The following is a 23,341-nucleotide window of genomic DNA, read 5'->3' as shown; positions in this document are numbered from 1 at the left end:
TATAGCTTCCATGTCCGCAGACCAAGCAGCCGCGCAATCCGCTTCTCCCATTCCACCGCTTGCCATTCCTGCCCTGTCGCTTGCGGCTTTCGCCAGTGCAGTTTCGCTACGCGTAACCGATCCATTACTACCCAGACTGGCACAGGAATTCGATATTTCTCTGGGGAGCGTTTCCTACGTCATTACCGCATTTTCGATTGCATACGGCTTTTCGCAGCTGTTTTTCGGCCCCCTGGGCGACCGCTTCGGAAAGTACCTGGTGATTGCCTGGGCCTGCGTGGCATGCACTCTCACCGCACTCCTGTGCGCACTGGCGCCCAACTACCCCTTGCTGATCGTCGCTCGCCTGCTGGCTGGTGCAACGGCCGCCGCTATCGTGCCGCTGTCGATGGCATGGATAGGCGATGTAGTACCTTATGACCGGCGTCAGCCGGTGCTCGCGCAATTTCTTATCGGTCAGATCGTGGGCATATCTACCGGTGTTCTGTTCGGCGGTTTGGCCGGTGATTATTTCAGTTGGCGTGTCCCGTTTTTCGGTATTTCACTCTGTTTTGTATTGATCGCCCTGACGCTTTTTTCCTTCAACCGCCGTCTTCCCGCCTACGCCATGACCACGCACAAGGCCGAAGGGTCTGCATTACGTCGGATGATCAATGAATTCGGTCAAGTATTATCCCTACCGTGGGCCCGCGTAGTATTGGTTACCGTGTTCCTGGAAGGCGGATTCCTGTACGGCGCGTTTGCATTTATCGCCTCGCATCTGCACCGCATACACCATCTGTCACTGACGAATTCCGCCTCTCTGGTGATGTTATTCAGCCTGGGGGGCCTGCTCTATGCCGGCACCTCGCGTCGACTGGTGAGCAAGCTCGGTGAAAAAGGCTTGACGCGCTGGGGCGGAATCATCGTCGCGACATCCTTCCTCACGATAGGGTTGGCGCCAAGCTGGCAGTGGGCCATCCCTGCCTGTTTCGCTGCGGGGACAGGCTTTTACATGCTGCACAACACGCTGCAGATGAATGCCACACAAATGGCACCGGAACGGCGTGGTGCCGCTGTTTCCGCATTTGCCGCCTGCTTTTTCCTCGGCCAATCGGCAGGCGTGGGAGCAGCCGGGCTGGCCCTCGGACATTTCGGTACCGGACCGGTCATTGCCGTCGGCGCAATCGGCGTCCTGCTGACCGCGCTGACCTTCAGCCACCTGAAATCGGCGACCTGAAACAGCCTATCCCCTGACCGTACAGTCGTTCCAACGACGGCCACTTCACATGGCTTGCCCGTTCCGCCGTTAGCGCTATACTAATGACGTGCCATCGCACATCGGGAGGGTCTATGTACCGTAAAATTCTGGTCGCTTACAATGGCACGCCTGAAAGCCGTTCCGCCTTGCAGGAATGCATACGCCTGGGGCCCGATCCTTCCACTGAAATCCATCTGCTCGCTGTCGTCAATCCGCCGCCATCGGTGGTCATTGGCGAATACGCGATGGTCTCCATGCTCGGTATTGAAGAAGAAATTCAGGCCGAGAAACAGAAAATGGAGCATGACTTGAACGATGGCTGCGCCTGTCTGCGCGAAGCCGGCCTCAAAGTACAAACCCATATCGAAGTCGGCGAACCGGTTCCGACCATTGCCGAACTGGTCGATCAGTTGGGGATCGAGTTGGTCATTGTCGGCCATTCGCGGCACCAATCGCTGGCCATGCGCTGGTGGCGTGGCGCAACCGATGCCTTGCTGGTAGAGAAAATTCGCTGCAGCCTGCTGGTGGCGACCGACCCCAAATAAACTTGTCTGTTTTGTACCGTGTTGAAAGGTATGCCACGCTGCCATCTTGCACTATTATCTATTCATCAAGCGATACACAATGTTACGAAATAGCAGTGGCAGCACATGATTATTTGGCGTTAAATACTAGTATTACTAGTGTGAGATCACCATGAAAAAATTGATAACGCTTTGCGGTTTGGCAACCGTGCTGACACTGGCTGGAACGAGCGCTATCGCTGGTGGCGTGCACTGGTCAGTCAATGTTGGTGTAGGCGGTTTTTATCCGCCACCGCCCGTGTATTATGCGCCGGCACCTGCCTACAACAACTACTCCAACTACTACGCACCGCCGGTTATTTACGGCAATGCCGTACCGGTGTATGCACCACCACCTGTGTATTATTCACCAGCGCCGGTAGTGGTTTACAGTTACCGGGAAAGACAACGTCTGCACGATCATGATCGTCGCCACGGCTATCAACGCGGATATCGTGAATATCGCGATTACGACCACTGATTTTTAATCAAGCGCATACAAAAATGGCTAGTCGATTCGACTAGCCATTTTTACTCATACCGACACATCGCCTATCTCCAGCCGCGATGACCATAATGACGAGGACCGTAATATCCACGCCCCGACCTGTACTGAAAACCGAAATTGACTGCCGGCGCGACGTAGACAGCAGGAGGCGCTGCATACACTGCCGGGCCGCCATAATAACCAGATTGATCATAGTAGCCGGCGTTATACGGTACAACGGCACATCCGCCAAGGGCAGCCAATCCTGCCAGCGAAAGAACAAGACGCTTCACCATACCTGAGGTTGATTTTTTCATTGCAACAGCCTTTCCCGGGATTACTGCTGAAGAGAGATAACGCATCCCGCTGCGCTCAAACAAGAACTTCATCACCAACTCTCTCTTCATCCTTCAATACTGCAATATTGCGTAGGAACGTTGACCCAATGACGCTTATTGCTCCACGCAGAATATTCCTCTTGGCGCTAATGCAAGCAGACAGTCAACACCCTGCGTCATTTCCTAGCGACGATATTGATTACGATCGTAACGTTCGTAATCGACGCGACGCACATCCTGCTGATAGCGGTCACGGTAATCGTTACGACCGCCATAGCCGTCGCGGTAATACGGTCTTGCACGCACCGGCGCTGGCTGATAATAAACAGGCTGCGGCTGATAATAGACTTGCGCCTGACGACGTCCGTAATAACGGTCGTCATGTCCGGAAGCACTGGCCCCAACCACTGCACCCAGCACGCCACCTATAATCGCGGCGTCCTGACCGCCAACACTATTGCCAATAACAGCGCCAACTACTGCACCCAATGCCGTGTTGACACCGCGATTGTCCGCAAACGCAGTGGTCGATATCGCAGTTGTTGAAACTGCAGCAGTCGCCAGCAAGGCAATGCCTATCCATTTTTTGTGCAGCATGATTGACTCCTTTTCACCGTAGCGAAAACCAGATTTGGTTTCATGAATCGCCAAGGCATGGAATCACTATATAGATCGCGTACGCAAAATCCACGAGAGAAATAGTCTTTTACAATTGTAAAGAAGTATGAAGAGTGCGCCTGCGGGGAGGCGGATGAAAAACATTTGATACGGGATGAAGGCGGAATAATTTACGCTGGAAACCACATGTTTTTTTGTCAGGAAAAACATATGGTCACAGATGGAATACCGTGCAAACTTATGAGGTATTACTGCAGATTAACCTCGGACACGATCTTCCATTGCGCGCCTTCCTTGGCCCAGTACTGACGCTTGCGTGTAATGTGTTTTCCCTTGCCGATCAAGGCTTCCTGGGTAAACGCGGCAACGATCAATTCCTTCTGATCTTTCTGGTCTGGATAGCGGAACAAGGTTACGTCGCGCAGTTCGACATTGATCTTGCGCGCCCCCAAAGTCGATTGCTGAATTTTAGTCAGCCAGCCATCCAGGTTCTGCCCGCGTGCCGCCTTGAAGCTGCGCGAGTAGTGTCGGCGCAAGCGATCCGGGTCTGTACTTTCTATATCAAGACGCCAGGCTTCCAGCATTTTGTTCGCACTGAGACGATCTGCTTCCCATTTTTCCTTGCTGACGAATTTGAGATCTTCGCTGATGATGACGGGTGTATTGCCTATTTCCACCGCGGCAGACAATTCCTTCAAATCGGGATTCGTCAATACGACGCAACCGTCCGACGACAAGGGTGGACGACTATAACTGTCCGACGGCGTGCCATGCAGCCAGATGCCGGAACCGCCACGACCATTGGCCTTGTCCCATTCATTCGGATAATTGATAGGCAAAGCGCCCGGCCCGTAAAATTCCGGCAGACGCGCACCATCCAGCCTGGCGGTAATGTAATACACGCCCAGCGGCGTCTTTTGATCGCCTTCCTTGAGCTTGTCCACGCCCAGCTTGCCCTGGCTGACGTAGTAATCGCTGACCAGTTTCACCTGATCTTTACTACGCTCGTACACATACAGGCGCGAGCGCTTGGCATCGACCAGTAGCAGTTTTTTCTGGTCGGCACGCATTTGCAGGAACACGCGCGGGATCAGATTCGGATCGGGGCGTTCACGCAGAGACTTCAGACGCACGATCGCTTCAGCACGCAGATTATTGAGTTTTTCAGCCGGCGCATTGGATGCTGCGCCGAAGGTCTTGATCGGTTGCGTATGCAACAACAGCAAATCGCCGCGCACCAGATGACCAAGCCGGAAGGTCGGATAGGCGGCTACCAGCGCATCGGCTTTTGCCTGTGCATCGCGCAGGCGATTCGCTGCCAATGCCTTGTAGACATCGATCAGCATGACTTCAGGATCCAGCCGCGCCGGTATACCGGGCTTGCTGCCGCTGGCAAAAGATGGCAGCGGCAATGAAGCACCGGCAATCAGTAAGCCTAAAGCTGCTGCACCTGTCCAACATCCAATACGACGTGCGATTAACCGCAACTTTATGTGCAAACCAGTCATCAGCTACCCGCACGCTCCTGCTTGATGTGCCATTTGCCGGATTGCTTGACCATCACCAATGTTTTGCGGCTGTTCGCCTTGGTGCGATCCGAGTCATAAATCTGGCGAAATTTCACCGTCGCAGTATTGCCGTTCAAGCTGACTTGCGGTGTTTCTATTTTTACACTGATACGTGCCTTGTCTTCAATACGGGCACGACGCTCATCCGTCCACGTCTTGCGTGATTGACCGGCAGGCAAGTCGAAATCATTGGCGTAGGCATTCAGATAAGCCTTCACGTCACGCGCACTCCATGCCTTGGCCCAGGTATTCACCGCATTCATCACCTGATCGCGTTCGGCAGCTTCGGCGGCATGGACTTTGGCCTTCGCTTCACGCTTGGCTTCGGCTTCCAGTTTTTGCGCTTGTTTTTGTGCGGCTTTAGGGTCGGCTTTCACTTCCGCTTTTATCTCGGGCTTGGCCTCCGCTTTCACTTCGACTTTCGGCGCTTCCTTGACTACCGGTTTGGGTTCGACTTTAGGCTCCGGCTTTGCTTCAACTTTCGCGGGCGCCAATGGCGCAGCAGCGACCACCGCCACTTTTGGATTGGTGCCGCCGTTTGTATTGCCTACCAAAGTGCGCACCATCGTCAATTTGGATTTGGCGCCGACATTGCTGTTGTCCAATTGCAGTGCCTTGTCATAAGCCTGACTGGCCAGCTTTGCATGCACATCACCCAGGTTTTCATAGGCGGTGGCGTAGGTTGGATTGGTGCGTATCGCCATATCCAGTGCAGTGCGCGCTTTTTCATACTGGCCGCTGGATGCATACAGCACTGCCAGATTATTGTAGGGTTCCGGCAGAGTTGGATAATCGTCCGTCAGCTTGCTGAAAATCGTGATCGCTTCGGCAGATTTATTCTGTTCGGTCAGAATCACGCCTTTCAGAAAACGCATTTGCGCATCGCGCGGATTCTTGTTCAGGAATGCATCGGCTTTCGCCAGTGCTGCGCCATGCTGCCCGGCTCGCAGCAATTGCGAAACATCGGAAAGTTCATCGGCCATGACCGGAAAAGCGCACAAGCCTGCCAGAGACAGAATCAGCGCCCGGCTCCACACGTAACGTAAGCCTGAATTGAAGGTGTGACGTGACGCGAAGAGCATGGTTTTCCTTGTTATGGTGATGAGATAACTGCGCACAGCCGATATAGTACGACAAACCGCATACCTTCCCCAACCGATTGCTGCATGGCGATGTGGCGGTACGGCTACGTTTTTAAGAGGAGCGCCTAAGCGGCGCTGCACACACCGTACGGTCGATGTGCATCCAAGGCGGGATTTTCCGGGATTACGCCGATTACGGCAAGCAGATCGCTCATATTGAAATGACATTTCGACATGAAACGCACGCGAAAAGCACAGCCTGCTCAGGCTGTGCTGCGGCAAGACAAAGTAAACGATTACAAGAAATTATCTTGCTTCAGGCACAGGCGCATCATCGGCAGCGCCCGTCGGGGCACTGGCCAGCGCATATGATATTTGCAACGTCGCCGGCGCGGTCACGATTAAGGAACCGGATGATGCTTTCGCAATCGCTGCGGCCGACTTGCCTGCATGCGGCGCAAACATATGCATCACGTCCGACTGCATATTCCAGCCTGCCACACCGACAAACAATGCCAGACCGGCTGCAATCGATGTCCACATGCGGACGCCAGATCTGTTTTTGTGCGGCACCGTAGCGCCCGATTCGGCCAGCACGGCAGCGGCGCGCAGACGCCACTCGTCATGCTGCTCACCACGATCGCTGATGCGGGCCAGCAAATTACGGGCGATTTGTTCCGCTTCGACCTGCCCGGCCTTCGACAATTCCAGCGCTGCTGCTGCAGCTTTTGCCTGTTCCTCGGCAGCGTTCAAGGCTGCGCGTTCCGCTGCCAGTTGCGCTTCCTGCATCGCCCTTGCTTCGGCGGCAGCAGTCAGACGCTGTTTGGAAACTTCCGCCAATTCCAGTTCGGTGATGGCGCATTGCTCCGCTTCGTTACAGGCTTTTTGCTCGGCCTGCAGTTTTTCCTCAATTGCGCTCAAAGCGATTTCACTCGCCTCCAGACGTTGCTGTTCCAGCACTTGCTGCTCTTCCAGCAGTTTCAATGCGCGCTGCTCGGCAAACGCACGTTGTTCTTCGACCTGTGCCAGTTCGCGTGCTTCCAGCGCTTTGCGTTCGGCAGCTTCCATCACGATTCTTTGCGCTTCGGCTTGCTGCATTTCTGTTTCCAGCAATTCCTTTTCCGCACTGGAGACGACTTCGGTTGCATGTCGCAAGGCTTCCTGTGCCTGCGCTCTACTGCGCAGGATATCCGCTTGTGCCTGCTCGGCGCGCGCTCTTTGTTCGGATGCCTGCAATGCTGCTTTTTCCGCTGCTATTTTTTCCTGCGTTGCCTGCAACATGAGGGCAGCACCGGCAAGACGCTGCTGCTCGGCCTGCAGTTTTTCCTCAATCGCATTCATCGCCTTTTGTTCGAGATCGGCGCGCGCGCGTTCTGCCCTGGCCAATTCGACCGCTTGTCTGGCCTTACCCTGTGCGGTTTGCGCAGCCTGCGCTTGCAGTTCGGCTTGTTGTGCCGCGGCTTCCAGCATTTGCTTTTCCGCCTGCAACATCGCCTCGTTTGAAGCACGCGAAGCCTGATCTACTTCGGCACGAGCCTGCAATACGCCAGCCTGTTCCTGCTCCTGCTGGATGCACGCTTCGGCTTCGGCACGTGCATTTTGCTCTGTCAGCAATTTTTGCTGAATTGCTTCCAGCGCTTTTTGTTCTGCAATGCTGCGCATGCGCTCGGCCTGCGCCAGTTCGAGCGCTTCGGCGGCCCGCTGTTCCGAAGCCAGCGCATTGGCCTGTTGTAGCTCAGCCTTGGCTCTGGTTTGTTCCAGCGCCTGACGAGTGGCGGCGCATTCCACTTCCGCTGCTTCACGAATTTTTCGCTCTGCCATTTCGCTTTCGCGCAGCAACTCCATTTGCTGCAGATCGGCCTGTATGCGCGCGTCCGCTTCCGCTTTCGCGGCTGCTTCAATCCGGCATTTTTCTTCCAGCGCCTGTAAGGCAAGCTCTTCCGCCTCAGCATGCTCACGCTGGGTCCGTGTCAGTTCGACCATTTGGCGCACCTTGCCCAGCGCCAGATGCGCAGATTTTCTTTGCAGTGCGGTTTTGGCTTTGGCCTGCGCCAGAATGTGCTCGTTAGCGACGCATTCCGCTTCACGCGCGACACGCAATTCCTGATTTTCCTGCTGCTGCGCCACCAACAAGGCTGCGTGCTCGTCGTTGGCACGTGCACGCGCTTCTGCTGCTGCACGTGCTGCCTGTTCTTGCTTGATTTTTTTCTGTGTCGCGTGCAATTCCTGCTGCACTGCTTCGGCATGCGCGCGTTCAGCGGCCAGCTTTTCCTGCAAGGCCGCCAGGGATTTTTGTTCGTCATGCAAACGTTGCGCCTGCACTTTTGCCAGTGCGACTGCTGCGTGCGCCTGTGCCAATGCAGCCTCAGCCGCAGCACGCTTCAAGTCGGCCTGCGCCATGATTTGTTCCAGCTTGAGCTGGATGGCGGCGCTTTCGGTTTCCTTCGCAGACAAGACTTTTTTCTCTGCCTGTTCCTGCATGCGCAACAAGGCAGTCTGCTCCTGATCTGCTTCCTCACGCGCAGCAGCAGCAGCAGCGGCAGCTTCCTCTGCCTGAATTTTTTCCTGCGTAGCCAGCAACGTGCGACGCTCTACTGCGACGCGTTGGTGCTCTGCGTTTGCCAGCTCCAGCGCCTGCTGCGCTTTTTGCGATGCTATTTCAGCCATTTGCTGCTGCAGGGCAACGCATTCTGCCGCCTTGTCCACGGCAAATTTTTCCGAAGCTGAACGTGCAGCCGCCATATCGGCAGCTTCACGCTCCATCGCGGCGCGTTGCTGCGCCAGCTCTCTGGCGCGCTGTTCTTCTTCTGCCCGCACGCTGGCGGCGGCTTCTGCCTGACGTTCTGCAATCTCGCGTTGACGCGCTTCCTCTTCCGCCCTCGCTTCAACTGCAATGCGTGCGCGCACCTGTTCGTCGGCTTGATGTTCTGCTTCCACCCGTGCAATTGCCGAAGTCTGCAATTGCTTTTCAACCTGGATGCGCGCTTCTGTGGCAACACGTACGCGTTCTTCCGCTTCACGTCGCGATTGCGCAGCTACCGCTGCCATGCTTTCAACATGTTCACGACGCGCAGCAGCAGCGTGCATTTCCGCTTCTGCACGCAAACGCATCTGAATCGCATCCAGCGCGCATTGCTCGGACTCCATACGGGCTTGCGCCACTGCGTGCTGCTCCTGCTCGGTGGCAGCCCGCGCCAGCGCATCTTCACGCGCCCGCACTTCGGCCGGCACCCGATTCAGCATGGCCGCCAAGGCCTTGGCGTCGGCTTCTTCACGCTGCTGCGTCAGAATCACGGCGTCGCGGCGTGCACTGATCAGCGTTTTATTCGTTTCATACGCGCTTTTTTCACGCCGTTCATGTTCGCGCGCCAGATCGGCCACATGCGACTCAAGGCGTGCGCGTTCTGCTGCTTCTTCCTGTGCCGCCTGGGTGGCAATCTGTGTGGCGCCTATGTGTTGCGTCATGTGCAGACGCGTTTTTTCTGTTGCCTGCTCCAGCTTTTCAGCTGCTTCGGCAGCCTGCGCGCTCAATGCGGTTTCTTCGGCGATTTGTTCTACGGTGCGTTTGCGTGCCAGTTGCTCTGCCTTGGCGCGGCCGATCGCGATGATGCCGAGCTGGGTATCGGCTTCGGTGCGTGCGCGCAATTCGGCAATTTCCTTGTTGACAGCCAGAGTGCGGGCTTCGCTGGCGGCGCGGGCCTGACGTTCCACTTCGAGGCGCGCGCGACTGGCGACAATTGCTTCTTCGGCAGCCTTGGCATTTTTATTGGCTTCGGCAATGGCAGCCGCATCGGCCTGAGCCCGATCTTCTGCCAGCGAACGCGCATGCGCTTCAGCGTAGGCGCGATTTTCGGCACTGACAGTCGCCTTGGCTTCTGCTTCCACGCGCGCAATTGCTTCACGAATCGCCTTCAGATCCATACCTGCGACACGGGCACCGCTCTTCGGCGCATCAAGAACGCTGTCAATGAAATCATCATTGCCGGCATCGGCTGCTTGCAGAGTAAGGGTTTTACGCAGTGCCTGATTCGTGTCCATCGTGGATCCTCTTGAAGGTCAATTCCGCTCGCGTTTGCTTACACTAGTCGGAGTTTCTTAATAGGCATTATCAAGGGATGGGGTATAAATCAGGCTTGAAAAAGAGGGAAGAAATACCGTCACTTCCGCGATATGGCGGGCCACCACAGGCTTGCTCAAGAGCCAATCGGAAGCGTTTGTTACGCCTTGGCGCTGGACAATTCCTGCAAAATACCGTTGAGACGCTCGATTCTGAACGGTTTGGCAAGGAAATAATTCATCCCCGCATCCATGCAGGATTGTATATCTGACAAGGTGCCAGCTGCCGTCAGTGCGACGATAGGCAAGGTGGAAGCCGGCGCCGGCATGCCGCGAATCACACGCGTGGCAGCCAGTCCGTCCATTTCCGGCATGTGCATATCCATCAAGATGACATCGAATACGTCTTGCTGCACGGCGAGCACGGCTTCGCGGCCATTCTGCGCAATCTGCACCGTATGGCCGGATTTTTTCAATAATGCGACTGCGACCTTTTGATTGATCTCATTATCTTCTGCCAGCAAGACGTGCAATGTGCGACTTGCCGGCAAGGGCCGAGCAACAACTATGTCCGGCCTTTTCCCAGGCTCAAGTGCCGGGGCAAACGTCAACTCGAACCAGAAACGACTACCCTCGCCCGGCGTACTTTCAACGCCGATGCAGCCACCCTGCATCTCGACGATTTTCTTGCAGATGGAGAGGCCGAGGCCGGTGCCGCCGAAACGCCGGGAAATCGAATGATCGGCTTGAGAAAAAGACTGGAACAAATGTGCTTGCGCTTCCGCTGCAATGCCGATGCCACTGTCGATCACGGTAAAGCGCAACGGTATCTGCGTACCGCTGGCGAAAAGCTGTTCGATTTTCAGCGTCACGCTGCCTTGCTCTGTAAATTTCAGCGCATTGCTGATCAGGTTCAACAAGACCTGCCGCAAACGTCCGACGTCGCCCGTCAGCATGCGCGGCAGATCGGCGTCGCACTCTACGTTGAGCGACAAGGCCCCGCCTTGCATTCTGCTGCCCATCAATTCGATCACGCTGCCGACCGCCTTGGGCAAATCAAAAGTGGCCGCTTCGAAGTGCAGATTGCCCGATTCCAGTTTGGAAAAATCCAGGATATCGTTCAGGATGGTCAGCAAGGCTTCGGCTGAATACTGTGCCGTTTCCAGATACTCGCGCTGTTCAACATCCGAGGCCTGCGCCAGGGCGAGTTGCATCATGCCCAGCATGCCGTTCATGGGCGTGCGGATCTCATGGCTCATCACGGCCAGGAGTTCCGATTTTGCACGATTCGCCGCTTCCGCCTCATTTTTTGCCAGCGATAAATCGCGCGTGCGCTCAAGGACCTGCTGTTCCAGATCACTGCTGAGATTTTCCAGCGCGACAATATCGTCGTAAGAACGCAAGGCAGAAATGATGCAAGTCAGCAGCTTCTGTCGCGTCAATTCGGTTTTGGATTTGTAATCATTGATGTCGTAGTTGACGACCACATCGCGCTCCGGCGCCTGCCCCGGCTGCCCGGTGCGCAGGACGATACGCACCCGCCGATTATTCATTTGCTCGCGAATATGACGCACCAGCTTCAAACCGGCATCGTCTTCTTCCATCACCACATCAAGCAAAATAATCGCAATGTCGCGATCGGCCGCGAGCATAGCGCGTACTTCATCGGCAGAATATGCGTGCAGGAATTCCAGCTTGCGCCCCTTGAACTGCACATCGATCATCGCAATGGCAGTCACCTGATGCACCTCTTCTTCATCATCGGCGATCAGGATTTTCCATCGCGGCTCGCTGCTGTCGTACCCGCTTTCCTTTTCCGGCGCGAAGACAAAATCCTCAAACATGATGTGCCCTAGGCATTGCGCAACACGGCTTGCGCTACAGGCGCTGCCGCAGCCGGATTGCGTGGAAAACGCACAATGAAGGTGGTGCCCGCGCCCATCTGGCTTTCTACGCTAATCTGTCCCTGCAGGCTGCCGGTCACCAGATTGTGAATGATGTTCAAACCCAGCCCGCTACCGCCGCTACCGCGCATGGTGGTAAAAAACGGATCGAATATTTTTGTCATATTTTTTTGCGGGATGCCGCTGCCGTTGTCGGAGAAACGCAATTCAATCAAATCGGTTTCCATTCCTTTTGCATATACATTGCGCACCACAATCCGCATTTCGCCCGATCTGTCGTCAGTGAACGCATGCAGTAATGCATTCATCACAAAGTTGGTGATGATTTGCGCCAGCGCGCCGGGGTAAGTATCGATCTCTAGCGTCTCGTCGCAATTGACCGTCATCCGGTGTTCGGAACGACGCAGTATCGGACTCAGATTCGACAGGACTTCATCGATATACGTCTTCAGGCGAAAAATGCGCCGCTCTTCGCTGGCCTGATCCACCGCCACATCCTTGAAACTTTGTATCAGTGTGGCAGCGCGCTCCATATTCGACAGCAGGAGCTTGCTGATCGTGACGGCGGTGCCGACATAGGTATCCAGATCGGAGCGCTTCATCTCGCCACTCTGGAACAGCGTTTTCAGGCGCGTGGTTTCTTCCGCCAGCGTCGAAGCGCTGGTCATGCTGACGCCGACCGGCGTATTGATTTCATGCGCCACGCCCGCCACCAGCTGTCCCAGCGAAGCCAGCTTGGCCGATTCCACCAATTGCTTTTGCGTTTGCCGCAATGAGTTCAGCGTAGTGTGCAGTTCGGCATTTTTCTGACTCAGCGCCTGCGTACGCGCTTCAATTTTTTGTTCCAGGTCGTTGTACAAGCCGGCATTCTCCAACGAGATCGCAATCTGCGTCGATAAGATCTGCAGCAGCTCCGCATGTTCGGCTGTGAATGCATCGATGGCCAGATTGTTTTCCATATACAGGATGCCAACCAGTTGGCCCTGTTTATGCAGCGGCAGACAAAGTATCGATTTCGGATGTTCGCGCGCAATGTAAGGATCGCCGTTGAACTGGCTGTCGTTCAACGCATCGCCCAGCACGACTTTCTCACCAGTGCGTTTGACATAGTTGATTACCGCCAGCGCCAGGTGCGTGCTTTTCTCTACCGCCATTCCATGCTGCAGGATGATGGTATCGGCGTTGATTTCCGCCTGCACGAACAAGCGGCCGTGCTCGATTGCCAGCAAAGCGCCTTTTTGCGCGCCGGCATTTTCAATCAGCAAATTCATCAGCTTGGCCAGCAGCTTGTCGATTTGAATTTCCCCCGACAGCGCTTGCGATGCACGGATGACCGTTTGTATATCCACCTGCCGTTCGTGCGCTTCGGCCAGGCCACGATTGCCGACCCGTTTGCGAGCCATCACGCGCGTCAGCAAGGCAGGGTAAGCCGCTTCCAGTTGCAAAGCCTTGGCAAAGCCGCCCCATTCTTCGTATCCGGCATGCGCCTGTTCCAGATGCATGCGTGCATTAGTCTCTTTAGACTGAGCCAGATAAAACTTCCCGGCCAGTTCGTGCGACAAGGCTTCATCGCCGGCAAAACCATGCTCGCGCGCTCCCTTGATCGCCAGCTCGTAACATTGCTCGGCGCGCCTGTTTTTACCGGCGACACGGTAACGTTCGGCTTCGACCAATTGCCATTTGTGTCGGTAATTCATCGGCGCATGCTCGGCCCACGGTTTGAAGCGACGCTGCATGCGCTGCACACTGGCCAACACACGCGCACTGCCGGCGTCGTGCGGATGGCACTGCGCCAACTCGGCCAGCGCATGTATCCACAACAGGAATCCTGACGATGGCGTGCCGAAATCGAAACCAGGCAAGGAAATCGCTTCCTGGGCGTGCCGCTGCGCACTGGCGAATTCGCCGAAATAATATTCGCCTATCGCCTGTATCGATTGCACGTAAAAAACACCCCACGGATCGGCAGCAGTTTTGCGCATCTGCACGTAGTCTTCCTGCTCGCGCCCCTGCGTAATATCGACGACAGACTCGCCGCTCAAGCGCGAAAAAAGCAGCGCCCACGGAATCATCACGCCGAGCAGCGTGGTGTAATCCATCTTGCGATAGATATCCAAATCCTTGCGTAAGGTCGCCAGTGCATCCTGCACATTGCCGCCCGACTGGAAGCGGATCGCATCCGAGAACGACAGTGCAAGCATCGCGCCTGGCCTGTCGCCGATTTCCATCGCTCTGGTATAGGTGTCCAGCAAGGGTTCCAGCGACAGTCGCAAATGTTCGCGATGGTGGCGGATGATGCCGTGAAAAATACCGACTGCGCCCAGCAGGCGTTTATGCCCGCCAAGCTGCGCCGCCGCCTTGCCGAATTGATAGCCTGCATCGGCCTTCCCCAGCTTGCCCGCCAGCGTACGACCCCATACCGCATACGCATAAGCAGCATGTGGCGACGAACCGTAATGAATCGAACGACGCACAATTTCCAGCGCGACCCACAACACGACGTTCGATCCCGCCAGATAGGTAAAGCCGTAACCCAGAAAAGCCATCGTTGCATGCAGTTGCAATAGATAGTGCGGATCGGTCGCCGGCGGCAGATCCGCCAGCTCCAGCGGATCCTTGCCGCGCAAAGCCAACGTGAGCTTGAGGCGCGCCAACCGTATATGTTTTTCGCTCAAGTTGGCAGGCAAGCTGATGCCGGAAATTCCCAGCATCTCGACCCCTGTTTTCATCAATTCCTGCGGTTTGTTAATTGCACCGTAGCAGCGAATCAGGTAATCCTTGGCAGCGATGATTTGGTGCGGCGTTGCGCTTTTTTCGCAGACGATCTGGCACAGCCTTTCCATTTCGCGATAATCGGCGCGGGTAAAGGCAACGTTAATCAACTCCATGTACAACTCGTGCATGAATTCCGGCTTTTTGCTCCAATCCTCTACGCTGCCGAATTCGTCGGCAATCTCGATACAGTCGCAGTGCACATCGAAGGCCGCCGATTTGCGCGCTTTTTTCGCTGCCAGCAAATTCAGTCTGGCCAGCTCATCCTTCTCCTGCTGTTGCGTCAACAATGCACAGCCCTGATTCAGGTGATCGACGATATCGAAAATACACTCTTCCTTTTCCGCCGCCGTCAAACTATCCAGCAGCAGGCGGCCTATTTTCAGATGCACGGCATCGGCTTCATGTCTGGCTATGCCTTCATACGCAGCCTGCTGCACCCTGTCGTGCTGGAACTGATAGGAACAAGGCACCAGGGTGACTGCCGCGGCGATATGCTCTGCCGGAACAATCAAGCCGGTTTGCAGTGCATCGTGCAATAACTCGCTGATCTCCTGCTGCGATTTTTCACTCACCGTTTCCAGCGTTTGCAAATCGAAACGGTTGCCGATACAGGCGGCGATCGTCAGCAGACTTTGCGTTGCCTGCGGCAGACGGTGCAACTCCCTGGTCAGTAAATCCACCACGTTGTCGGTGATATGCAAGGCCTGAATTTGCACGATATCCCAATGCCACGCTCCATTTTCAAACCACAACAGGCCGTCGCTGCGCAGGCTCTTGATGAACTGCCCGATGAAGAAGGGATTGCCGAATGTTTTGCGATAGATCAGTTGCGCCAGCAGACGAGTTTCAGGCACGTCGCGTTTGAGTGTATCGGCCACCAGTTCTTCTATGCTGTCTTCCTGCAAGGGACTCACTTCCACCGTCGTGACGACGGCATGCTTGCGTATCACATCAAGCGTCAGATTCAACGGGTGCGCGGTATCGACTTCATTGTCGCGATAGGCGCCGATCAGGAGTAGGCAGGGATCGTCCAGATCCTTCATCAACAGGGTGATGAGTTTCAGCGAGGCGGCATCCGCCCATTGCAAATCGTCGAGAAACAGCACAACGGGATGGTCGCTCTGCGTAAATACGCTGACGAAATTCAGCATCACATAGTTGAAACTGTTGCGCGTGGCGCCCAGCAGCGGAACCTGGGGCTGCCTGCCGATGATGAATTCCAGCTCGGGAATCGCCTCGATGATCAACTGTCCGTTGGGACCCAGCGCTCTCAGCAGTTTGGTGCGCCATTCGGCAATCCGGCTTTCGTTTTCGGTCAGGATTTGCCGCATCAATTCGCGGAAGGCCTGGTTCAATGCCGAATACGGAATCGTGCGTTTGAACTGGTCGAATTTTCCCGAAATAAAATAACCGCCCTGCACCGCTACCGGCTTGTGAATTTCATTCACCAGTGAAGATTTACCTATGCCCGCATAGCCGTTTACCAGCAGTAATTCGGCGCCGCCCGTGGCGACCCGTTTGTATGCATTCAGCAGGCAGCTGTACTCATGATGGCGCCCATACAGTTTCTGCGAAATCTGCAGGCGATCGCATGCATCGTGCTGCGCCAGCACGAACGGTTCAACAATGCCGGCTTCAGCCAATGCGGAACGGCAGTGTTCGATATCGCTGAGCAAACCCTCCAGGCTCTGGTAGCGATCCTCGGCATTTTTTGCCAGCAGCTTGAGAACGATATTGCCTAGCGTGTCGGGAATCGCTGGATTGAAGCGGCCAGGCGGCAGCGGCTTTTTCGCGATGTGGCTATGCACCAGCTCCATCACGCTGTCGGATTCAAAAGGAAGATGGCCGCTCAGTAATTCATACAGCACGATTCCAAGCGAATAATAGTCGCTGCGATAATCGACCTGGCGGTTCATGCGACCGGTTTGTTCCGGCGAACTGTAAGCCAGCGGCACCGTTGCATCGTTGCGCAATTCAACCGAACCGTCCGATAGCAGGCGCACATTCGCCAGGCACAGTGCCTGATGCAACTCCGTACGCTGGTGCACTTCGCGCAGGGCGCGTATCAAGGATGCAATCAGGGTCAGTGCCGCTGTCAGGTCGTACGCATGGTCACCAGCCTGCACTTGTCCGCCGGAATCAAGCGTCCGGCGAAAAAACATGGCGCGATGCAAGCCGGTTTTCGACAGCTCGGATCGTGTCGCCGATGATGCCCGGGGCGATGATAGTCGGACTTTGATTTGATACTCCACGTCGATTCAAACCGGTAACCAGCGCACCGGATTTTTGCGAAAAGATTAATCACCGTTGATGATAAGCAAGTATCAGCGGCCACCACCCGGTTAATATAGCTTGAAATGCCTGCTGCGCGGCAACGATATGCTATCAAATAAGCAATAAATTATTGCCTGGCAAACTACGCACAGAGGAAATCATTTCCGCCCGCGAAATCGACGACACGCGACACCCGTGACATGGCGATCAAACTAATGAGGTGCCTACGACAAGCTGCTGGCCATGGTGTCGCAACTGGCGCAAGGCGCAACGGTATTCGACTTCTGCGCGCCACTGCAAACCGATGCAGACAGCATACCGATAGAAGGCCCGGGCAAGGAAAGGTGGGAGGCGCAATGAATTACATCAACTCAACGCCAAAGCGGCGCATCACCAGAGCAAACACCGTAAAACAGATAACGGTAATCACGACAGAGGCGAGCAGCGTAGGCCAGAATCCTATGCGGGACAATAGTGGCGGGAAAATCAAAAACATGGGCAGCGTCGGCACCACGTACCAAAACGTATACCAAGCATGATTTGCCACTTTCGCTTCGGGCTGTTTTTCCACATGCAACCAGATCAAGGTAAGCACCGTAATCATCGGCAACGCGGCAATCAAGCCACCCAGCTTATCGCTGCGCTTGGCGAACTCGGAAACAAGCACCACAACACCAGCAGTAATCAGGTACTTCGTAATGATCCAGGCCATTTTCTCTCCATAAATTTATACATTGCCGCAACGAAGTATTGCATGTCGCTGCAATAGAAAAGCCAAGATCTCTTCTTGTAATAATAAAAACAGCTGGTAGAGTTAACTACATAAATATAGACAACTCTACAAATTATGAAGTGGGTACTACTCATCCTCACCCTGCCAACAGAAAACGCCACAGCACGTATGAGGGCATGGCGGGCACTCAAAGCCTCCGGTGCAGCAGTCTTGCGCGATGGAGTTTATCTGTTGCCGGAACAAAATGACCGCAAGGCAATGTTGTCCGAAATTGCCGACGATATCGACAAAAATGGCGGCACGACACACTTATTGCACACAAGTACAGATAAGGATGCATTCCTTACCTTGTTCGATCGTTCGACAGAGTTCGCCGCATTGTCCGATGACATTGCTCGATATCGCGCCATGCTTAGCAACGATACTGCGACGGAAACACTGAAGCAGGTACGCAAATTACGCAAAACCTTTGAGCAGTTAGTGGCTATCGATTTCTTTTCCAGCGAATCGCAAAAACAGACAAATGCCGCATTACTGGAATTGGAAACGGCGGCAATTCGAATCTTGTCGCCGGATGAGCCACACTCCATAAAGAGAGAAATTCAAGGCTTGTCGCTTGCCGATTATCGCGGCCGTACCTGGGCGACGCGAGCTCGCCCCTGGATGGATAGACTGGCAAGCGCATGGCTGATTCGTCGCTTTATCGATCCTGAAGCGAAAATTCTCTGGCTGGCATCGCCAGCAGACTGCCCGGCCGATGCCCTGGGATTCGACTTTGATGGCGCAGCGTTTTCTCATGTCGGCACCAAAGTGACATTTGAAACCTTGTTAGCCAGCTTTGGACTCGATTCTCCGCCACTCGCGCGATTAGGCGGCATCGTTCACTTTATCGACGCTGGTGGCATACAGCCGCCGGAAGCCAGCGGCATTGAACGTGCCCTGGCAGGTATCCGTAAAACCATTACCAATGACGATCAGCTTTTGGCTATAGCGTCAGGCATCTTCGATGGCCTGCTCACGACCTTTGAACAGGACATGTCAGCATGAGCAACATCACTTCCAATACGGTTCCGGATGCTGATGAACAAACTCGGCCGGATCAAGTGTCTTTCTGGCAGGCTCTAAAACTGTGGTTCAAACTGGGCTTCATCGGTTTCGGTGGTCCTGCCGCGCAAATATCTCTGATGCACAGAGAACTGGTTGAACAAAGACGCTGGATCAGCGAGCGGCGTTTTCTGCATGCGTTGAACTATTGCATGCTGCTGCCGGGGCCGGAAGGTCAGCAACTCGCTACCTATATGGGCTGGCTGATGCATCGTACCAAAGGCGGTATCGCAGCTGGCGTGCTGTTCGTACTACCGTCATTGTTTTTCCTGATTGCCTTGTCCTGGCTATATATCGCCTATGGTCATGTGCCTTTGATCGCCGGTTTGTTTTACGGTATCAAGCCAGCGATTACAGCCGTGGTCGTGCATGCGGTTCATCGCATTGGTTCGCGAGCATTGAAGAACTCTTTGATGTGGGCAATTGCCGCCGCATCCTTTGTCGCAATTTTTGCGATGAATATCCCTTTCCCGGTGATCGTCGCAACGGCAGGCTTGATCGGCTATCTCGGTGGTCGTTATATCCCGCATAAATTCACTGTCGGGGGGAGTCACGGGCAAGCCGATAAATCGTACGGCCCGGCATTGATCGATGACGATACGCCTACCCCTGAACACGCCCAATTTCACTGGTCTGGATTGACGAAGATTCTGGCTGTAGGTGGCGTGTTGTGGTGCGTACCTATGGCAGCCTTGACGCTACGCTTCGGTTGGGACCACACCTTGACGCAAATGGGCTGGTTCTTTACCAAAGCCGCCTTGCTGACTTTCGGCGGCGCCTATGCGGTACTGCCTTATATCTATCAGGGGGCGATCGGAAATTACAACTGGTTGACGCCGACCCAGATGATCGATGGCCTGGCCTTGGGTGAAGCCAATCCCGGGCCGCTCATCATGGTGGTCGCTTTTGTCGGCTTTGTCGGCGCTTATGTGCAGGCGGTATTCGGTCCTGATTTGCAATTCCTTGCCGGCGCTACCGCGGCCGTACTCGTGACATGGTTCACTTTCCTGCCATCATTCATCTTCATTCTGGCGGGCGGGCCATTAGTCGAATCCACCCACGGCAATCTGAAATTCACTGCTCCCTTGACGGGTATTACTGCTGCCGTGGTTGGCGTGATCCTCAATCTGGCCGTGTTCTTTGCCTATCACGTCCTGTGGCCGAAGGGCTTTTCCGGCACCTTTGACTGGATCGCAGCCTTAATGGCAGTTATCGCGGCGGTAGCCTTGGTTCGCTACAAACGCAATGTCATTCACGTCATCGCGGCAAGTGCTGTGATCGGACTTGTTCTAAAGATGCTCGTGGCTTAAGCGGATCAATACAGTATGCGCATACTCAGGTCGGATCAGGCTTGGGCGAAACCGTGCACAAGGCATCGTATTTTTCCAGCGCTTGATTATGTTAGTCGGGCTTGCGTCGGCTATCACAGCTGGATAGCGCTGTCTCAAGCAACATCGCCACTCTTCGCATGTGCTAGAGCAGAAAAAGAAAAATAAATACATTGGTGTCGAGTGCACCAGTTACAGAGGAATTGTCCTGAACTGTAATTTTATGTTGTAGAATTCATCCGTTTTGATAATTGCGGAGACCCTTGTGGGCACTTGTTCGAGTCGTAGTAGTTGGCCGGTTCAGAAAGCCGGCAAAATCTCGGTAAGATAATGCGCAGGCTCTCTGCTGCTGTCTCGCTGAGTGCGAGAAGCGGCATTCCAATTACGTTCCCGTTCTGGAAACGTTTTTATTCTTCTCTTTGAACTATGACTGATCTGAGATCCTTCCAAGGATCGCTTGATCGTGGACAATGCATGCCGTTTCGGCATGCTGGTCAAACTGTACGCACCGTATCAAAGCGGTGCGACTGCTTGGCGGTGCTTAAGCAAAGACTTCGCCTCTTTTAACCACTGAGGAGGGCACCATGCGTATGACTCATTTTCAATATTCCGACCGTTTTGGCACTGCCTATCTGCCACTGAGCATAGTACTGAGCCTGCTCTTGTGTACGCTTGCGACTTCTGCGCATGCGGCACGCCCCATGATTACTGACGATGCACGCATCGTTGATGACAAGGCATGCCAGCTTGAAAGCTGGGTCAAGATGAACCGCGGCAGTACCGAATACTGGGCTATGCCTGCCTGCAACTTTACCGGCAATCTTGAAGTGACCATGGGTGGCAGCCGTACGCACGATGATGCCGTAGGCACCTTCACTTCAGATCAGATATTCCAAGGCAAGACCCTGCTTAAACCACTCGAAACCAACGGCTGGGGCGCAGCTCTCACCCTAGGAACTGATCGCCATCCGCAATCAGGTAGCGGACGTGATTTGTATGCCAATGTACCGCTCAGTTTTTCCTTCAATGACGACAAGTTTGTACTGCACACAAACACCGGCTGGCTACGCGAACAGGTAACAAAACGCAATCTTCTCACTTGGGGTCTGGGTTCCGAAACACAGTTGACTGAACGTACCTGGCTGATAGCCGAAACCTTTGGTCAAAACCATGGCAAGCCTTCTTACCAAATGGGATTGCGTCACTGGCTCCTGCCTAACCGCATCCAGATCGATACCACATACGGCAACCAGTTCGGCAGCAGTACCAGCCAACGATGGTTTTCCATAGGCTTGCGCTTGCTATCCCCGCCCTTCTTGCCCTAATGCACAAGCCTGACTACAAAACGGAATCAAACCATGCCCGACCCCGAATATTTACCGCCTGCGTAATCACCCTTTCGACAGGGTGATCTGCAGAGCCGGAACACGGGAACTATCCGACGCAAATTAGAAATACAAGCTCGTGCTCAGGCAAATGGCAGCCGTCATTCGGGGCTGCAGCTCATGCAATGTTGATCGTGCGGATTTGCGCAAGATTATAGGTAAAGATGCATTTTTTACAATAGAATAAGGCGGCAATATCATTCCAATTACACAAGCATTTGCTATATTCTTCACTGATACCGCTCTCTAGCGGACGGCGATCGTAGCAATGGCACGCCATTTTCAGATGTTGCGAAAAAACCTCTCAGGAAAGTCATGTCCTTCCGCCTGCCATTCACATTCAAGACGCTTACGTCCGCACAACGGCACCGCATTGCGCGGCGACGGGAACGTTACGACGGTCAGGTGAGCGATACGCACATCCGTACACAGTTGCTTGATCACATACAGCACACGATCAACACGCAAATGAACGGCATTATCGGTGCGCTGGAAATGATACGCAAAGACGATCTTCCCTCCGACCAGTGCGAAATGATCAATCTGGCGCAAAGCAGCGCCGACACATTGCTGGCGGATATTGGGCAATTGCTCGATCTGGATGTTCCGCACCCCGTCGTGAATGACGCAGCACGCAAATCGCTGGCAGGCACGCGGATGATGGTGGTCGGCGCCGATGCGCTTGCCCGCGCCCGAATTGAAGAAGAACTGCAACAACACGATGTACGCATAGACGGCTTCGGATTGCCCAATGCCGCACTGGCGGCGCTGGAAAAAGCGGCGCACAGTGCCGACCCTTATCGTATTGCGCTGCTGGAACAATATATACCCGGTATCGATGGCGAAACGCTGGGCACCGCCATCGGCAATGCAGCGCTGCATCGCGATACCCTGCTCGTATTGATCAGCGACGAACACAACAGACACGATGCAGAACGTTTGACGCATGCCGGTTTTTCCGCCTGGCTGCCGCAAGCTGCACCGTCATCGATGCTGATCAATACGCTGGACATGTTATGCGGCTGCATCGTCAAAAAAGATGCGCCGCGCTTCGTCTGCGCCGGCGTACGTCTGGGTGCCGAGAATACGCCACTGAAACACCCCCCGCTCTTCACGCATTGCCGCATCCTGGTGGTAGACGACAATGCGGTGAACCTGCAAGTCGCGCAACAGATGCTGGGACGCTTCGGCTGCAAGATCGATACCGCAAAAAGCGGTGCGCAAGCCTTGCTGCTGTCCGGCGAACAGCATTACGACCTGATCCTGATGGATTGCCAGATGCCGCAGATGGACGGCTATCAAACCACTGCCCTGCTGCGTGCAGCAGAAAACGCTGACACACACGCCATCATCATCGGCTGGTCGGCCGGCATCAATCGCAATGAACGCGACACCTGTCTCGCCATCGGCATGGACGATTTCATCAGCAAACCGATGCGCATGCGCGCACTGAACGACATGCTGATGCGCTGGTTGCACTCGCAACCTGTCTGCGGTGTCGTTACGTTGCAGCAGGACGATGAGCTGGAGGCGACGCAACAAATGTTTGGCGCAGACTTTATCGAACTGGCGCAGCTATTCCTGAAAGACAGTCCGAAACGCCTGGCGCACTTGCAAGAAGTCAGCGCCGGCAAGGATGCCATTGCCATCGCAAAATTGTCGCATGTACTATGCGGCAGTTCGGCATCAATAGGCGCCAGTGCACTGGCTGCCTTATGCAGGGAACTGGAAATCCGGGCGAAAAACAATGAACTGGACGATGCGCCGTCGCACTTCCATGCGATTGCATGCGAATATGCACGCATAGATGCAAAATTACACAGCATGCTGAACACTGCCAGCCATGCCATATCACCAAACAAGCATTAAACGAACGATTGCCATCG

Annotated in this window: 15 protein-coding genes; 7 read left to right on the top strand and 8 right to left on the bottom strand. The window is 54.7% G+C overall.

Annotated features, from left to right (window positions below; translation table 11 throughout):
- Window positions 1-10 precede the first annotated feature (10 nt).
- The 3 genes from ACIQW9_RS01475 to ACIQW9_RS01465 all read left to right on the top strand — a co-directional run bounded on the left by ACIQW9_RS01475 (window position 11) and on the right by ACIQW9_RS01465 (window position 2,284).
- Window positions 11-1,219, top strand: a complete 1,209-nt coding sequence (locus ACIQW9_RS01475; RefSeq protein ID WP_402332053.1) for an MFS transporter — start codon at window positions 11-13, stop codon at window positions 1,217-1,219.
- 113 nt (window positions 1,220-1,332) lie between these two features.
- Window positions 1,333-1,785: a universal stress protein gene (locus ACIQW9_RS01470; RefSeq protein ID WP_402332050.1), complete on the top strand. Its 453-nt coding sequence runs from the start codon at window positions 1,333-1,335 to the stop codon at window positions 1,783-1,785.
- A gap of 151 nt (window positions 1,786-1,936) precedes the next feature.
- Window positions 1,937-2,284, top strand: a complete 348-nt coding sequence (locus ACIQW9_RS01465) for a hypothetical protein (protein WP_402332048.1) — start codon at window positions 1,937-1,939, stop codon at window positions 2,282-2,284.
- 71 nt (window positions 2,285-2,355) lie between these two features.
- Here the strand turns inward: ACIQW9_RS01465 and ACIQW9_RS01460 are convergent, their stop codons facing one another.
- The 8 genes from ACIQW9_RS01460 to ACIQW9_RS01425 form a co-directional block, all read right to left on the bottom strand.
- The gene (locus tag ACIQW9_RS01460; RefSeq protein WP_402332046.1) at window positions 2,356-2,679 is read right to left on the bottom strand and encodes a hypothetical protein; all 324 of its coding nucleotides are present in this window, start codon (window positions 2,677-2,679) and stop codon (window positions 2,356-2,358) included.
- Window positions 2,680-2,811: 132 nt separating this feature from the next.
- Window positions 2,812-3,225 (bottom strand): YMGG-like glycine zipper-containing protein, encoded by a 414-nt coding sequence (locus ACIQW9_RS01455; protein WP_402332044.1) that lies wholly within the window; start codon window positions 3,223-3,225, stop codon window positions 2,812-2,814.
- Window positions 3,226-3,494: 269 nt separating this feature from the next.
- Window positions 3,495-4,754, bottom strand: coding sequence for a murein L,D-transpeptidase family protein (locus tag ACIQW9_RS01450; RefSeq protein WP_402332041.1), 1,260 nt, complete (start codon window positions 4,752-4,754; stop codon window positions 3,495-3,497).
- The gene (locus ACIQW9_RS01445) at window positions 4,754-5,896 is read right to left on the bottom strand and encodes a tetratricopeptide repeat protein (protein WP_402332038.1); all 1,143 of its coding nucleotides are present in this window, start codon (window positions 5,894-5,896) and stop codon (window positions 4,754-4,756) included. Before ACIQW9_RS01445 ends, ACIQW9_RS01450 begins: the two co-directional genes overlap by 1 nt.
- A gap of 306 nt (window positions 5,897-6,202) precedes the next feature.
- Window positions 6,203-9,934, bottom strand: coding sequence for a hypothetical protein (locus ACIQW9_RS01440; RefSeq protein WP_402332036.1), 3,732 nt, complete (start codon window positions 9,932-9,934; stop codon window positions 6,203-6,205).
- A gap of 179 nt (window positions 9,935-10,113) precedes the next feature.
- Entirely contained in the window at window positions 10,114-11,796 is a 1,683-nt protein-coding gene (locus ACIQW9_RS01435) for a response regulator (RefSeq protein WP_402332033.1), read from the bottom strand.
- A gap of 8 nt (window positions 11,797-11,804) precedes the next feature.
- The gene (locus ACIQW9_RS01430; RefSeq protein WP_402332030.1) at window positions 11,805-16,793 is read right to left on the bottom strand and encodes an AAA family ATPase; all 4,989 of its coding nucleotides are present in this window, start codon (window positions 16,791-16,793) and stop codon (window positions 11,805-11,807) included.
- A gap of 473 nt (window positions 16,794-17,266) precedes the next feature.
- Complete coding sequence (locus ACIQW9_RS01425; protein WP_402332027.1) at window positions 17,267-17,617, bottom strand: DUF3147 family protein; 351 nt, start codon at window positions 17,615-17,617, stop codon at window positions 17,267-17,269.
- 135 nt (window positions 17,618-17,752) lie between these two features.
- Between ACIQW9_RS01425 and ACIQW9_RS01420 the strand changes: the two genes are divergently transcribed.
- The 4 genes from ACIQW9_RS01420 to ACIQW9_RS01405 all read left to right on the top strand — a co-directional run bounded on the left by ACIQW9_RS01420 (window position 17,753) and on the right by ACIQW9_RS01405 (window position 23,324).
- Window positions 17,753-18,685 carry a chromate resistance protein ChrB domain-containing protein gene (locus ACIQW9_RS01420; RefSeq protein ID WP_402332024.1) on the top strand — a complete coding sequence of 311 codons (933 nt, stop codon included), beginning with the start codon at window positions 17,753-17,755 and terminating at the stop codon, window positions 18,683-18,685.
- A complete protein-coding gene (chrA, locus tag ACIQW9_RS01415; protein ID WP_402332021.1) occupies window positions 18,682-20,052 on the top strand; it encodes a chromate efflux transporter in 1,371 nt (456 codons plus the stop codon). Before ACIQW9_RS01420 ends, chrA begins: the two co-directional genes overlap by 4 nt.
- A 608-nt stretch (window positions 20,053-20,660) precedes the next feature.
- Window positions 20,661-21,395, top strand: coding sequence for a hypothetical protein (locus tag ACIQW9_RS01410; RefSeq protein ID WP_402337806.1), 735 nt, complete (start codon window positions 20,661-20,663; stop codon window positions 21,393-21,395).
- A 375-nt stretch (window positions 21,396-21,770) separates the two neighbouring features.
- Window positions 21,771-23,324, top strand: coding sequence for a response regulator (locus ACIQW9_RS01405; RefSeq protein WP_402332018.1), 1,554 nt, complete (start codon window positions 21,771-21,773; stop codon window positions 23,322-23,324).
- Window positions 23,325-23,341 lie beyond the last annotated feature (17 nt).

This window comes from Herminiimonas sp. NPDC097707 (genome assembly GCF_044761395.1).
Taxonomy (GTDB): Bacteria; Pseudomonadota; Gammaproteobacteria; order Burkholderiales; family Burkholderiaceae_D; genus Oxalicibacterium.
Note: the sequence above shows the minus strand (reverse complement) of the source record. Positions and strands in the feature narration are given on the sequence as shown.